Raw genomic sequence first — 14,335 nt, 5'->3', positions numbered from 1 at the left:
AGTATTGCTCCTTTACACAAGGCTGATATTCATCGTACCATGAATAGTGGTTGATTGAAAACCCGCTACAGGAGAGAGATCATGACAAAAAAAATACTGGTAGTCAATACCGGTGGCACGATCGCCATGTCTGTAGATGACACAGAAGGCGTAAAACCGCTGGATGATCAAGCTGTGAACAAAATTCTTCCTTTTTTAGAGCGTTACGCGGACGTCACCATGAAAAACGTGCTAAATCTGCCAAGCCCTCACATCACGCCCACGATCATGAATGATCTGCGCCTGCAAATCGAAGAAGCGTTTCGGCAGGAGCGTTATGACGGTGTGGTCATTACGCACGGAACCGATACACTGGAAGAGACGGCGTATTTTCTCGATCTGACGCTGTCTGTGGACGTACCGATCGTCGTGACTGGCGCAATGCGCAGCAGCAACGAGCTGGGCGCGGACGGTCCGGTCAACCTGATTTCTTCCGTGCGCACAGCCGCCGATCCGGGCAGCCTGAACAAAGGCGTGCTCGTCGTGTTCAACGATGAAATTCACGCGGCCTGCCATGTCACCAAAACCCACACGAGCAATGTCGCCACTTTCCAATCGCCGCAATACGGCCCAATCGGCACCATCGCCAAAAAAAGCGTGCAGTATCACCATGCGCCTCTGGTGCGGGAGCATTACACGATCTCCCATGCGGACGCAAATGTGCCGCTGATTAAAGCGGTCGCTGGCATGGACCCGTCCTGGCTACAGTTTCTGCTCGAACAGCCGATTGACGGCCTCGTGATTGAGGCATTCGGCCTCGGCAATTTGCCGCCTGCCATTATCCCGACCCTGCAGCAGCTCCTGGATCGGGGAATCCCGATCGTGCTTGTGTCCCGCTGCTTCAACGGACAAGTACAGGACGTATACGACTACGAAGGCGGAGGCCGTAAGCTGAAGGAAATGGGCATCATCTTCTCCAACGGACTCAACGGGCAAAAAGCGCGAATCAAGCTGATCGTTGCCCTGCAAAAGACACGCGACTTCCAGGAACTGCAAAAGCTGTTCGATCAATAAAAAAAAGCGGACAACCCCTTCTCGCTCGTTCCTGGAGGGTTTGTCCGCTCTTCTATTGGCCCCGCAAAAACAAAAAGCTTCGCCACATCAGTGGCGAAGCCTGGTATTCTCTTCTTACACCCAGCCGCGGAAGCGAGACGCTTCTGCCATTTTGCGTACACCGACCATGTAAGCGGCGAGACGCATGTCGACACGGCGTGTCTGGGACAGGGAGTACACATTTTCAAACGAGCGAACCATGACTTTTTCCAGTTTCTCTTCTACTTCTTCTTCACTCCAGTAGTAGCCCTGGTTGTTTTGTACCCATTCGAAGTAGGAAACGGTTACGCCACCGGCACTTGCCAGTACATCCGGTACGAGCAGGATGCCGCGTTCTGTCAGAATCTTGGTCGCTTCGAGCGTAGTTGGGCCGTTAGCCGCTTCTACGACGATTTTTGCCTTGATATTGTGAGCGTTTGCAGCAGTGATTTGGTTTTCGATCGCTGCCGGAACGAGAATGTCGCACTCCAGCTCAAGCAGTTCTTTGTTGGTAATGGTGTTGGTAAACAGCTTCGTAACGGTACCGAAGGAGTCGCGACGATCAAGCAAGTAGTCGATGTCCAGACCGTTCGGATCGTACAGAGCGCCGTAAGCATCGGAAATCCCTACCACTTTTGCTCCTGCATCGTGCATGAATTTCGCCAGGTAGCTGCCTGCGTTTCCGAAGCCTTGCACGACAACGCGTGCGCCTTTTACATCAATGTTGCGGCGTTTCGCTGCTTCGCGAATGCAAATCGTAACCCCTTTGGCTGTTGCTGTTTCGCGTCCATGCGAACCACCGAGTGTAATCGGTTTACCGGTAATGAAGCCAGGCGAGTCAAATTCTCGGATACGGCTATATTCGTCCATCATCCATGCCATGATTTGCGAGTTGGTAAAGACGTCCGGCGCCGGAATGTCTTTCGTTGGACCCACAAGCTGGCTGATTGCGCGAACGTAACCGCGGCTCAGTCTTTCCAGTTCACGGAAGGACATTTCACGCGGGTCGCAAATGATACCGCCCTTCCCGCCACCATAAGGCAGGTCGACGATACCGGCTTTGAGGCTCATCCAAATAGAAAGTGCTTTCACTTCATCCTCAGTAACTTCCGGGTGGAAACGAATGCCTCCCTTGGTCGGACCAACCGCATCGTTGTGCTGTGCACGATAGCCCGTAAACACCTTTACTTCGCCGTTATCCATGCGAACCGGAATGCGTACGGTCAAAACGCGCAGCGGCTCCTTCAAGAGTTCAAACATCGATTCTTGGTAACCTAGTTTATCCAGTGCTTCCTTGATCACCGTTTGAGTCGAATGCAGCAAGTTCATTGGTTCTTGCTTTTCTTTCCCTTCGGTGCTTTCGGTTACCACGTCTTGATTACCCATTACTTACCACCTCAAAAATGTTATCGGTCAATGCCAGCCTTTAGTATACACGCTTGTATCAGGTATGAGAAGCGAAAAAAAGTTTTTTTCCCATTTCGAAAACGTCTGCTCTTGCTCATTTGCATAGAAATACAACGTTTGACCCGCCAATTGAAAAAGGGAGCGAATGGCGCGGATGCGGCTTCGCGCCGATCGAACCGTACATTCCTTGGTTGTGGTAGTGTTCCCAAAGCGCATTCTTTCATTACGGAACAAAGGAATGTATGGCATAATGGAAACAGTGGTTCTGGAAGTTTATACACGGAGGCGTTTTTATGAAAAAGAATAAGATTTTGTTCGTGTTCGCACATCCAGACGACGAAACCTTCGCGTCCGGCATCACAATTTCCAAATACACCCAGGAAAACAAGGCAGAATGCCATTTGCTTTGCGCAACCAGAGGCCAGGCCGGCAAAGCAGGAGACCCGCCGCTCTGCACCGCCGAACAGCTGCCCGCCTATCGCGAGCAGGAACTGAGAGAAGCGGCAGCCATTCTCGGACTGGCAAGCGTGGACATTTGGGACTACGAGGATAAGCTGTTGAACACAGTGCCCGTCCAGGAGCTGGCCGACCGCATCCAGCAGGCGATCGCAACAGTGGAGCCTGCCGTGCTCGTCACCTTTGCCCCCCACGGCATTTCCGGACATCCGGATCACCAGGCGATTTCACTGGCAACGACCCAGGCTGTCCAGTCTTTGGACGCCACGACGAGCGTGCGCAAGCTGTACTATGCAACCCGCGCTTCCGATGGCCCATTCGGGGCGATACAGCCTCCGTATTCCGATCCGATCGAAACCATTACCACCATCATTGACGGGCCAGCGTACAAGCAGCAAGTAGCTGCTGCCCTGCGAGCGCACAGGACGCAGCACCTGTCAGTAGAGCGCGTGTTCCCTGGCGTTACCTCCGGCGGCTTTGAATCGGTTCCGCCGAACAATCACTACATCCTGGCCTGGCACAGCCTTCCTGGCTACACGATCTCCGGCAAGGAAGCCGACTTTTTCACCGGGCTCTGACGATGGCAAGCAAAAGCACCTAGTTGATGGACTAGGTGCTGTTTATTCTCCCAGGCATTTCCTCCGTTGCTTACGTGAAATGTCTGCATATTTCCTTGACAGCATCGTCGGCAACGACAACCTTACCGTATTCTTCCAGGACATAAATCGTTGTCGGCGTCGCTTCCCCGTACTCAGAGAGGATCGCAATCAACTTGTGGTATCGCTCCTGATCCAATTCCACCTCTTCCAGCACCAGGTGGTATTTCCCCTGGTAGAAGTAGGCCGCCCCTCCATTGGTCAGCATGGCATTGATACGGTGGGCAGCTTCAACCATATGCTCAAAGTCACGGAAGGCGTAAATAATCAGATCGCTTTCCTCTAAAGTGACTTCTAATTCGTACACTTCCTCGTCCTCGAATTCCTCTTCTTTTCCGTCCTTTGAGCCTGTTTTGCCGCGAGTTACGATCACGACCATTCCCTGAGCTGGCAAGGCGAACACTTCAACGGCAACAGGCCCTGACACTTCAAATCCCAATTCGTGATAAGCCTGTTCCATCATGTCGTTGAACAGTTCATGAACTTTTGGAATGTCACGCCACATGTCTTCTTTTTCTATCCCGCGCTCTGTTAGGTCGTCAAACGTTAAAAAGATTCGTATTTTGTCTTGACCAAGGCGTTCAACACGCATGACTGTCCCTCCTCGCCATCCAGTCGTACTACAAAATATGATGCTAAGCCTGTAAGAGTTCTCCGCATTTTCCGACGAATACCCGTGTTGCATTCAACCATTTTTTCGCGGATGGGAAAATCCGGGGTAGTCCTATCATATCACATTTAGTAGCAGGAACATAGCCACCTGACACTCTCCGAGGCTCTTCGTGTGCTTTCGCGCGCACGTGTCGGTTCAAACGCTTGAAAAGCGGACTTTGTAGCAGCCTGTCACTTCCTGCGCTTTCCCAGGAAAAGCTGTTGGTGTATCGCCATCGAATCACAAGCGCGACCGCAGCCGCCAGGAAGGGGGAACAGGCCTTTTGCCAACTGGGATCCGCAGAACAATAAAGGGAGCCTCCTGATTCTTTCTTCCCCCCCCCATATATATTGATCTCAGCTAGTTCGAGTTCCGGTTCGACTTGCCCGGGCCAGAAAAAAAACGCCGCGAGCGTCGGCGTTTGTCCTCTTTTCCTTTGCAAGCGTTCGCTACCTGCTTTGCCCTCTGCCGAAGGGTGGATCGGGAGAAAGGGGGCTTTCGCCATCCAGCTCGCGAAGCCGCTTCTGAATCCAAATGGCCGCCTGCGCGCCGTCCCCCATCGCGATCGCGACCTGCTGGGAATGCATGGCGATGTCCCCGACGGCCCAAAGATTCGGGTGATCGGTTTCTTTGGTCCGCGGATCGGTGCGCACGTGTCCTTTCTCATTGATATGTACCGAAAAAGCCCGCAACAGTCCGGTCTGGGCCAACGCGCCGGGAAAGGCCAAAAAAGCCCGGGGCACCGCCAGCTTTTCCCCGGAGGAAAGCTGCAATTGCCGGAGCTGGCCGCCTGCTTGCACGAGCTGCTCCACACGGGCAGCGCGATAGTCGATCCCGAGCCGTTCGAGGAGCGCCTGCTCCTTCTCGTTGATCTCGCTGCCTCCATGATTGACGACGACCAGCTTCTTTGTGTAGAAAAACAGCTCAGCCGCCATTTGGACGGCGTGCGGGCCATCGCCGATCACCGCCGTTTTTTGCCCGACGCTCTCGTAGCCGTCGCAATCGGGGCAAATAAAAATCGAAAGCCCGAGGCAGTCGCGCAGGCGGGGAATCGGCGGAAAAGGGTCCGCCATCCCCGTCGCCATAACGAGCGTTTTCGCCAGCAGCGCATGTGTGCCCGCTCTCGTTTTCGTCGTGACGCAAAAGCCGCCCTCCGCACGCGCTGCAAGCCCTGTTACTTCATCCGCAATGAACTCGGCACCGTATTGCGTTGCCTGCTTCTGCCCTTCCCGGCGAAAATCATCGCCGCTGACACCCTGCGGAAATCCGAGGATGTTCCGGTAGTTTCTGGCGACCGCCGACCGTCCTCCCGGCACGTCGATGACGGCCACGCGGCGAAGGCTTCTGGCGAGCTGGATCGCTGTCTGCAATCCCGCAATTCCTCCGCCTACAATGATCGTATCGTACATCACAAGCCCTCCCCTGATCGGTCACTGCCTATAGCATAACCGCAAGCGGAAGGGACGATTACGGCGCGAGCGGGACGAAGACGACCTTTCCTGCCACCAGCTGTGATTCTGCGTTCAAGCCGTTATAGCGAGCAATCCGGGCGACATTGGCATTGTTGCCGAAATATTTGCGGGACAGCATGAACAGCGTCTCGCCCTTTTGTACCACATGCTTGACGACTTTCGGCTTCTGTGCAGGCGGTGCCGGCTTTTGTTCCGGAGCCGGGCTTGCCGGAGCAGCGGCAGGTGCGCCCGCTGGCTTTGCGTGGGCGGGCTTGCTCTCCACAGACTTGCTCACGGCTTTTGGTGCTTCCACCGTGCTCGCGCTGGCCTGAGCGCTGCTTGCGGCAGGCGACGAAGCGGCAGCAGCAGCGCCCTCCGCTTGTCCGGTTGTCTGCGCGTTCTGTGCAGAAGGAGCGCGGTGACCTGCGGATGTCGGTTCCTTTGCAGCCGTTTCCCTTTCGGCTGCTGCCGTCTTCGCCTGGTCAGCTTCTGGCGTAGGCAAAACCATCTCGACGGCTTCTCCCTTTTCCCGGGCCACATTCGCCTGATACAGCTCCAGGCCGATCAGCCCGAAAAAGACAACTCCAAATACGAGAAGACCCGACCGAATCCATGTTTTCAATCCCGCTGACGCTTTTGGACGGGTGTGACGGGAGCGACGAGGCGGCAATTGATTCGTCTCCAGATTCACTCTTCCTCCCCCTTTTCCTTCTTCAAAGTCATTTGCAAGTAAAAGGCCAATGAAACATCAATGACCATATGCGCGACGATGGACGGCCATAAGGAACCGTACCCATCCATCAAAAGCCCCAACAGCCAGCTCGTGCCAAACACGCTCGCGACCAACAGCGGCTTTTTCCAATAGCGCACATGTACGAGCGTAAACACAAGGCTTGTCCAGCCATTCCCGACAAACGGCTGAATGACGCCGCGAAACAGCCATTCCTCGCCGATGCCGACGATGACGCAAACGAGCACGGTCCAGCTGGCAGGCATGGCGCCAAACACCTTTTCGTTGATGCCGCCATCGTCCTGCCAGCGTCTGGGGATGTATTTATCCATGGCAATGCTAAAGAGTACAACCCCTGCTGCCATGCAGCATGCAAGCCCGATTCCCTTCCATCCCGGGAAGTTGAATAAACCGAGCGTGCCCTGCCATCCGTGGATCGAGAAGCTGCTTATCGCTGCTATTGCCAACACCATTCCTTGCGTCAGCCACAGATTCAGCCGCAGCGTCGCTTCCTCCACCTCTAGCCCGCTTTGTTTCACGCGATCGCTCTCTCCTTTTATTTTTTCGGCAAAAGCTTGTCCAATGCCTGCCGCAAATTCCAACGGTTTTGCGCTTCCGGCTGCACCATCACCATCCGCTCCCCTTCGTAGGCTGCCCGCGATAGGCCGCAGCGCGAGCAGCAGAAGTGCTGGTAGCTATGGTCTTTTTCGCCGAAGTATTGATTCAGGTGCTTGCGCAGACAGCTTTCCGCAAGCACATAGGATACCATTTCAGACAGCTTTTTTCGTTTGACCGCTTTGCGCTTTTCTGTCTTTTGCCAAATATCCTGGACGGGATTGGTCACTTCTGTTGAGCTGCTCACCTGCGCCCCGGACAGCGCACGCTCTGTATAAAAGGTGAGCATGGCCGCCATTTCCTCGGACATGTCGATCATGGCCAATGTCTGCGCATCGAAAGCGGCCCCTGCCCGGTAATGCTGGAAAAACTGCTGGACTTGCAGCGGAGTCGGATACTCTTTGTCCAGCATGTACTGATGGATCTGAATATCCTCCTGGGCGTACAGCAGCATGGCATAGCCGGGCCGTCCATCCCGTCCGATTCTGCCGATCTCCTGCGAGTACGCCTCCAGGCTGGCCGGCAGCTGATAGTGAATGACAAAGCGGATGTCGGGCTTGTCAATGCCCATGCCAAAAGCGTTCGTCGCGATGATGACATCCAGCTCGCCCGCAAGAAACTGCGTCTGAATCAGCATCCGCTCCATGCTGTTCATGCCTCCGTGGTAGCCGTCTACGCGCCTTTTCCCGTCGAGCTGGTACGCAGCCACGAGCACGTCGACCGCCTGCCGCGTGCTGCAATACACGATTCCCGGCCCTTCCAGCCTGTCTATCAGTTCAAACGTCAACTGACGCCGCTCGCTTTCCCCGTTCACCTCCGCCAGATCGTAGGCGATGTTGGCTCGATTGAGCGTCTGCACGACGACATGCTCCTGGGCGATCCCGAACAGGGAGCAAATTTCGTTGCGCACCGCAGTCGTCGCTGTCGCGGTCACAGCCAATACAGGCGGATTCCCCAGCTGTTTCAGCGTGTCGGGCAGACGCAGGTAATCCGTGCGGAAATCGTGGCCCCACGCAGAAATGCAGTGGGCTTCGTCAATCGCCACAAGCGACACCCCCGCCTGGTTCAGCACGTGCTGGACGTAGGGCTGTTGCAGCTTTTCCGGGGATATGTACAGCAGCTTGCAGGCGCCAGTCGCGATTTTCTGCAACACTTCCCGCGCTTCTGCCGGGTCTTGCGTACTGTTTACATAGGCGGCAGGTATGCGTTTTTTCGTGCGCAGCTGCTGCACCTGATCGACCATGAGCGAGATCAACGGGGAAACGACCACCGTGATACCCGGCAGCATCAGGGCCGGAAGCTGATAGGTGACCGATTTTCCCCCGCCTGTTGCCATCAGGCCGAGAACGCTCTGTCCTTCCAGCACCCGTTTGATGATCGACGCTTGGCCAGGCCGAAATGCCTCGTAGCCAAAATACTCCTTCAGATACCACTCCATGTCTTTATTCATTCGTCTCCCCCTGCCTTCGGGCCAAAGCCAGACGGATTTGCAAATAGCTGACGGCAGCCCCGACCTGTTCCTTGATCAGCCGGAGTCTGCTCGTTTGCAGCTCTTCGCTTGCGGCAATAATCAGCCTGCGCGTTTCGGGGGACAAATAGGCCGATTCATCCCATTCCGGACAGCGCAAGGCAATTTCCACGAGATGATCTTCGACCGTGCTTTCCTTCATTTTCCTCCTGCTGGCGATTTCCGTCTTGCTCAAGCCGCGCTGTACCATGGCATACGTCCGGGCCGCGCTGTCGCTCAGTCGCGGATCGAGCTTGTTCTCCCGGGTGACGAGTCGCGAAAGCAGCGGAAACGCCTGGGCTTCCTTCATCAGCCGTTGAATGGAGGCAGCCAGCCCATAGCGGAACAAAAGCGTCAGGTAGACGCGGGGCACCTGCTCCTGCTTCGCGAGCTGCCCAAGCGTTTTTCCTACCTGCGCTTTCCCGGACAGCTGCGCGACCAGCAGCTTTTGCACCTCGGGCGCAAGCGGCCCCCAAAGCTGATACAGCTCCGCTGACAGCCCGTCCATCCACAGCGCCCGCGCTTCTTGTCGCTGCAACTGTTCCTTCACCCACAGCTGGACGGATTTGTCGGTCACGACAGGCGTAAACCCAAGATCGTTTCCGAGCATGTGCGATACGGTTTGCACGAGCAGATGAAGCCTCTGCCAAAACGGTTCGATTCGCACTGCCAGATCAAACTGCGTGAAGGGCGAAAACCAGACGGCGAAGCGGTATTTCTCATACGCCTCCCTAGCAGCCTGCTTTCCTTTCGCGGTGACCCGAAACGTCGGCTTGGGGCTGGTCCCGTCCCCTTCCTGCTGTTGCAAATATTCCTGCTGCAACAAAGTTGCCACAATTTTGTCCCAATCCTCTTTTGAAAAAGCGGGAAACATCCGATAATACGGGTAAAGGTTGTACAAATGCACATCTTGCAGAGTCTGATTCGCTTTTCTGCCGCGCAGTATGTGGTAGGCGGCCTGAAGCGTTCTCTCGTTCGCCAGAGGAATCATCGCATTCAGGGCGACTTTAGAGAGAAGCTCTCGTTCCTCTGCCACACTGTTTTGACTGTTCATGGGTACTCCTTGCACTTTTTCCTTCTTTATTTTTTTGCGGGCACAATCGCCTGCGCCATTTTTCGCTGGATTCGATTTGGAGGATGTTTTATGACACGATTGAAAAAGTCAGAATTTATGATGACGTACATGATCATCATAACACTTGCCTGCACGGTTGGTGGATTTTTTTTCGGCGCCCATTATATGAAGTCATCCATGGAAGCCGAGCAAGCGGCAGCACGGGAAGCCGAGCAAAAAGCAGCGGAAAAGGAAAAGCTCCTGCGCGAGCAAAAGCTGTACAACGAGCAGGACTTCATTCGTTTTTACTACGCCGTATACGCGCCGGTACTGAAATGGAAGCAAGCCCACTTCGAGGCGATGGCCAATTGGGGAGGCCTCGATCAAAAAGAACGCGCCGATGCGCTGAGAAAGCTGGAGAAGCTAGCCGGCCAGACGCAGAGCGAGCTGGAAAAAACGGTGCCGCTGCCAACCTCTCCGTTGCTGGCACAAGCACATGCGCTTTTTACGAACAGTGTACGGGCTTATTTGGATAGTATGGAGAGAATCCGTTCCGATCAGAATAGTAATGCACAAACGCCTGCCGCCATCGCTTCCGGCTTGACACTTTCGCAGAACAGCTGGTTGACGGCCCAGGAAATGGTCTATCATTCCCTGGCGGCCTGGGAATCGGCTTATATCGAAAAAAAAACGATGCCACCCACAGCGCCAGCAACCGTTACGGCAGCGCAATGGAAACAGTATCCGTTTCACTACCGGACGTACTTGGCCGCTCTATTCATGTCTGCAAACAAGCAATGGAACGGCTACAATCCGGAAGATTTGACGGCCCGCCTCGACCTGCTGTTGGCTTCCCAGGAGTCGCAAACATTGGGGATCAAGGATGTGGCTGCTGCGGTGAAGGTGCTTCATGCAACAGATGCCGTTCACTTTGGCGACTTCAAAAAGTTGAGTGACAAACTTTATTCGGTACTGAATACCCCTGAAATTCCGCTTTATAAGTAGTCGTACATTTTTAGACTGATTCAATCTTGAAATCTTGTGAACAAGAGCATACAATTGTCTATGATAGTGGACGTACCACTTGTAACGGGAGGTGAAACCACAATGACTACATGGGTAGATAAAGATACTTGTATTGCTTGCGGTGCCTGTGGCGCCACGGCCCCTGACGTTTTTGACTACGACGACGAGGGCCTTGCGTTCAACAAGTTGGATGACAACTCGAACAGTGTTGAAATCCCGGATATCCTCCAAGACGACGTTCGCGACGCTGCGGAAGGATGCCCGACCGACTCTATCAAAGTGGAATAGGATTCCAGCTACAAAACCTCTTGCCTGCTAGGTAGGCAAGAGGTTTTTCAGTTTTCGCAAACGATTTTGGGATTGACAGTGTTATCGAAAAATTGGCAAAATAAAGATGACCTGCGCATGCCAAGATCGACAAGGGCATGCAGAAAATCCGAACATTTTTGCGCGGTTTTCCCATTTTTTAGGCGGTTGACTTTTTAATGTTCGGTTTTTGCTCGTTATCCGCCTCTTATCTTATGAAAAATCACTACGATTTACGAACGATAAATCTATTTTTTTTGATATTGTTCATTTTTTCTTGTTTTTTTGCTTGACGGTGTCATTTTGCCGTGATATCTTTAGTACAAATCTTACGAAACACCACATCATCAACTGCGATGACGAAGAAAATGCTGTGGTCCCGGAAATCCTCAGAGAGCCGATGGTTGCTGCGAATCGGCGGTTTCTCCCACAGATAAGCACTTCCGAGCTGCTGCGCTGAACAGACGATTGATCTCGTCCCACTAGGCGCGAACGGTAGATCCGTTATCTCTACAGGTCATGTACCTGCGAAGGCTCCTTTTTGAGAAAAAAGGAGCGAATGAGGGTGGCACCGCGAAGCAAGCCTCTCGTCCCTCACTGTTCTGTAACAGGAGCAGTGTGGGAACGGGAGGTTTTTTTATTGATTGCTGATAGGAGGAGAGAGACATGTTTACTGACAAACTGATTTTGCGCATTCCAGGCCCTACCCCTATTCCCCCGCGCGTGCAGCTGGCGATGAGCCAGCCGATGATCGGGCATCGCAGCGGCAAATTTTCCGCCCTGTTCGCCCGCACCGCGGAAAGACTGAAGCCTTACTTCGGTACGACCCAAGACGTGTACATCCTGGCAGGCAGCGGAACCGCCGCGCTGGAAACCAGCGTCGTAAACACCCTGCAGCCTGGGGAGGAAGCCGCAATTCTCGTCAGTGGCGCTTTCGGCGAGCGTTTCGCCAAAATATGCGAGCGCTACGGCGTGGTTGCTCATCGTCTGGAGGTGCCTTGGGGCCAGGCGGTTACGCCGGAGCGATTGGAAGCGTTCCTGCAAGAGAAGCCGCACGTAAAAGCGGTATTCGCTACGTACTGCGAAACATCCACCGGGGTGCAAAACCCGATTGCCGCGCTGGCGAAAACGATTCGTTCCCATTCGGACGCGCTGTTTATCGTGGACGCGGTCAGCTGCCTGGGCGCTGTCGCTTGCGAAATGGACGCATGGGGTGTCGATATCGTTGTGACCGGCTCGCAAAAAGCGTTCATGCTGCCGACCGGTCTTGCCTTTCTGGCCGCAAGCGAACGCGCCTGGAAGGTCATCGAGGCGAACAAACCGCTCGCTTTTTATCTCGATCTGAAGGCGTACAAAAAAAGCCTCGCCGATCAGACAACGCCCTACACTCCGGCTGTGTCGCTCCTTTTCGGTCTGGCCGAGGTGCTGGATATGCTCGACGAAGAAGGCTTGCCCGCCATCATCAAGCGCCATGAGCTGATGCGCGACATGACCCGCGCTGCCATGCGGGCTCTCGATGTCAACCTGATGGCGGAAGATGCTTACGCTGCCGCGACGGTGACTTCCTGCGACCCCCAAGGTGCGTTTGACGCCGAAGCGCTGCGCAAGGTGCTGACGAAGCAGTACAACGTCACCATCGCGGGCGGCCAGCAGCACCTCAAAGGGAAAATTTTCCGAATCGGACACATGGGCTACTGCGAACCGCTCGATGTCCTGCAAGTGATTTCCGCGCTCGAAATGTCGCTCCATCAAATCGGCGCCCCGGTTGAACTGGGTGCCGGTGTCAAAGCTGCTCAGGAGGTGCTTCTTGCCCATGTATAAAGTTCTCATTACCGACCCGCTTAGCGAATTTGGTATCCAGCAACTGCTGGACGCAGAAGATGTAGAAGTCGTCCGCAAAACCAACCTCTCCCCTACCGAGCTGATCGACATCATTGGCGACTACGATGCCCTGCTCGTCCGCAGCCAGACACAGGTGACAGCGGAGGTGCTCGCGGCCGGCAAGAACCTGAAAGCAGTCGGCCGCGCGGGTGTAGGCGTGGATAACATCGACATCGCCGCAGCGACCCAAGCGGGCATCCCGGTCATCAATGCCCCGGACGGCAATACGATCTCCACCGCCGAGCATTCCTTCGCCATGCTCATGTCAGTCGCCCGCAACATCCCGCAGGCACATAAAAAGTTGGTAGACGGCACATGGGACCGCAAAAGCTTTCAAGGTGTGGAGCTGAACAAAAAAGTGCTCGGCGTCATCGGCATGGGACGGATCGGCTCCGAGGTTGCCAAACGAGCCAAAGCATTCGGGATGAGCGTCATGGGGTATGACCCGTTCTTGACGGAAGAACGGGCGCAAAAAATCGGCGTGATTAACGCTACCGTCGATGAGATTTGCCGCCAGGCCGATTTCATCACCGTTCACACCCCGCTGACAAAAGAAACCCGCCACATCATCAGCACGCGTGAGTTCGCCAAGATGAAGGAAGGCGTGCGCCTCGTCAACTGCGCGCGCGGCGGCATCATTGACGAGAAAGCGTTGTACGAAGCGATCATCAGCGGCAAGGTAGCCGGAGCCGCTCTGGACGTGTTCGAGGAAGAACCGCCTGTCGACAACCCGCTGGTCGGTCTGCCGCAAGTGGTCACGACCCCTCACCTCGGCGCCTCGACAGTGGAAGCCCAGGAGAACGTCGCGGTCGACGTGTCGGAGGAAATTTTGAAGGTACTGCGCGGCGAGCCGTTCAAAAACGCCGTCAACCTGCCGTCCATCCCGGCCCACGTCATGGAAAAGGTTCAGCCGTACTTCCAGCTGGGAGAAAACCTGGGCCATTTCCTCGCCCAGGTGACGGTCGGCTCGATCTCCGAAGTCGCGATCAAATACAGCGGCGAGCTGGCCGACGTGGATACGTCGCCTTTGACCCGCACTGTCTTGAAGGGCGTCTTGTCCTTCCGTCTCGGCGACGGCGTGAATTTCGTGAATGCCCCGCTTCTGGCAAAAGCACGCGACATTACGGTGACCGAGCAAAAGACTGGCCAAAGCAAAGGGTTTACCAACCTCTTGACCGTCAGCCTGAAAACCTCGCAGGAAACCCGTACAGTTGCAGGTACGCGCCTCAACGGATACGGCGCGCGCATTGTGAAAATTGACGACTTTTCCATCGACGTGGCACCGGAAGGCTACCTGCTCTACATCCACCATAACGACCGCCCTGGCGTCATCGGACGCGTCGGTTCCATTCTTGGCGATAACAATGTGAACATTGCCACGATGCAGGTAGGACGCCGCGATGTCGGCGGAGAGGCGATCATGATGCTTTCTGTAGACAAACCGCTGACGCCCGAGCTGCTCGATACCATGGGCGAGCTGGCCGAAGTCAAAAGCGTGACGCAAATCGAACTATAAGCCGTTT

Annotated in this window: 13 protein-coding genes and 1 other annotated feature; of the genes, 6 read left to right on the top strand and 7 right to left on the bottom strand. The window is 54.9% G+C overall.

The genetic code is table 11. The annotated features are described in order from the left end of the window. The first annotated feature begins 81 nt into the window (after window positions 1-81). Window positions 82-1,053 (top strand): asparaginase, encoded by a 972-nt coding sequence (locus tag ACTHO6_RS02890; protein ID WP_440239137.1) that lies wholly within the window; start codon window positions 82-84, stop codon window positions 1,051-1,053. A 114-nt stretch (window positions 1,054-1,167) separates the two neighbouring features. Here ACTHO6_RS02890 and ACTHO6_RS02885 read toward each other — a convergent pair whose 3' ends face one another. After that, window positions 1,168-2,400 (bottom strand): Glu/Leu/Phe/Val family dehydrogenase, encoded by a 1,233-nt coding sequence (locus ACTHO6_RS02885; RefSeq protein WP_440239416.1) that lies wholly within the window; start codon window positions 2,398-2,400, stop codon window positions 1,168-1,170. A 371-nt stretch (window positions 2,401-2,771) separates the two neighbouring features. Here ACTHO6_RS02885 and ACTHO6_RS02880 point away from each other — a divergent pair, with 371 nt between their 5' ends. After that, window positions 2,772-3,512 carry a PIG-L deacetylase family protein gene (locus tag ACTHO6_RS02880; RefSeq protein WP_440239134.1) on the top strand — a complete coding sequence of 247 codons (741 nt, stop codon included), beginning with the start codon at window positions 2,772-2,774 and terminating at the stop codon, window positions 3,510-3,512. Window positions 3,513-3,582: 70 nt separating this feature from the next. Here the strand turns inward: ACTHO6_RS02880 and ACTHO6_RS02875 are convergent, their stop codons facing one another. From ACTHO6_RS02875 to ACTHO6_RS02850, 6 genes are all read right to left on the bottom strand, one after another. Next, on the bottom strand, window positions 3,583-4,182 hold the full coding sequence (locus ACTHO6_RS02875; RefSeq protein WP_440239132.1) for a genetic competence negative regulator: 600 nt from the start codon (window positions 4,180-4,182) through the stop codon (window positions 3,583-3,585). Window positions 4,183-4,691: 509 nt separating this feature from the next. Next, entirely contained in the window at window positions 4,692-5,651 is a 960-nt protein-coding gene (locus ACTHO6_RS02870) for an NAD(P)/FAD-dependent oxidoreductase (RefSeq protein ID WP_440239130.1), read from the bottom strand. 58 nt (window positions 5,652-5,709) lie between these two features. Further along, window positions 5,710-6,384, bottom strand: a complete 675-nt coding sequence (locus tag ACTHO6_RS02865) for a LysM peptidoglycan-binding domain-containing protein (RefSeq protein ID WP_440239128.1) — start codon at window positions 6,382-6,384, stop codon at window positions 5,710-5,712. Continuing rightward, on the bottom strand, window positions 6,381-6,962 hold the full coding sequence (locus ACTHO6_RS02860) for a lysostaphin resistance A-like protein (RefSeq protein WP_440239126.1): 582 nt from the start codon (window positions 6,960-6,962) through the stop codon (window positions 6,381-6,383). The genes ACTHO6_RS02865 and ACTHO6_RS02860 overlap by 4 nt, the downstream gene beginning before the upstream one ends. 17 nt (window positions 6,963-6,979) lie before the next feature. Further along, complete coding sequence (locus tag ACTHO6_RS02855; protein ID WP_440239124.1) at window positions 6,980-8,488, bottom strand: RecQ family ATP-dependent DNA helicase; 1,509 nt, start codon at window positions 8,486-8,488, stop codon at window positions 6,980-6,982. After that, entirely contained in the window at window positions 8,481-9,599 is a 1,119-nt protein-coding gene (locus tag ACTHO6_RS02850; RefSeq protein ID WP_440239122.1) for a helix-turn-helix domain-containing protein, read from the bottom strand. Before ACTHO6_RS02850 ends, ACTHO6_RS02855 begins: the two co-directional genes overlap by 8 nt. A gap of 90 nt (window positions 9,600-9,689) precedes the next feature. Here ACTHO6_RS02850 and ACTHO6_RS02845 point away from each other — a divergent pair, with 90 nt between their 5' ends. From ACTHO6_RS02845 to serA, 4 genes are all read left to right on the top strand, one after another. Next, a complete protein-coding gene (locus tag ACTHO6_RS02845; protein ID WP_440239120.1) occupies window positions 9,690-10,604 on the top strand; it encodes a hypothetical protein in 915 nt (304 codons plus the stop codon). Window positions 10,605-10,706: 102 nt separating this feature from the next. Further along, window positions 10,707-10,913, top strand: coding sequence for a ferredoxin (locus ACTHO6_RS02840; RefSeq protein WP_005836244.1), 207 nt, complete (start codon window positions 10,707-10,709; stop codon window positions 10,911-10,913). Window positions 10,914-11,278: 365 nt separating this feature from the next. After that, window positions 11,279-11,529 (top strand) — a binding site (T-box leader). 68 nt (window positions 11,530-11,597) lie between these two features. Then, window positions 11,598-12,752 (top strand): pyridoxal-phosphate-dependent aminotransferase family protein, encoded by a 1,155-nt coding sequence (locus ACTHO6_RS02835; RefSeq protein ID WP_440239117.1) that lies wholly within the window; start codon window positions 11,598-11,600, stop codon window positions 12,750-12,752. Continuing rightward, window positions 12,745-14,328 carry a phosphoglycerate dehydrogenase gene (serA, locus tag ACTHO6_RS02830; protein WP_440239115.1) on the top strand — a complete coding sequence of 528 codons (1,584 nt, stop codon included), beginning with the start codon at window positions 12,745-12,747 and terminating at the stop codon, window positions 14,326-14,328. Before ACTHO6_RS02835 ends, serA begins: the two co-directional genes overlap by 8 nt. The last annotated feature ends 7 nt before the right edge of the window (window positions 14,329-14,335 follow it).

It is taken from the genome of Brevibacillus sp. SAFN-007a, from assembly GCF_051967035.1.
In the GTDB taxonomy this organism is placed as follows: domain Bacteria; phylum Bacillota; class Bacilli; order Brevibacillales; family Brevibacillaceae; genus Brevibacillus.
The sequence above is the reverse complement of the archived record's forward strand: the minus strand, read 5'-3'. Positions and strand labels throughout refer to the sequence as shown.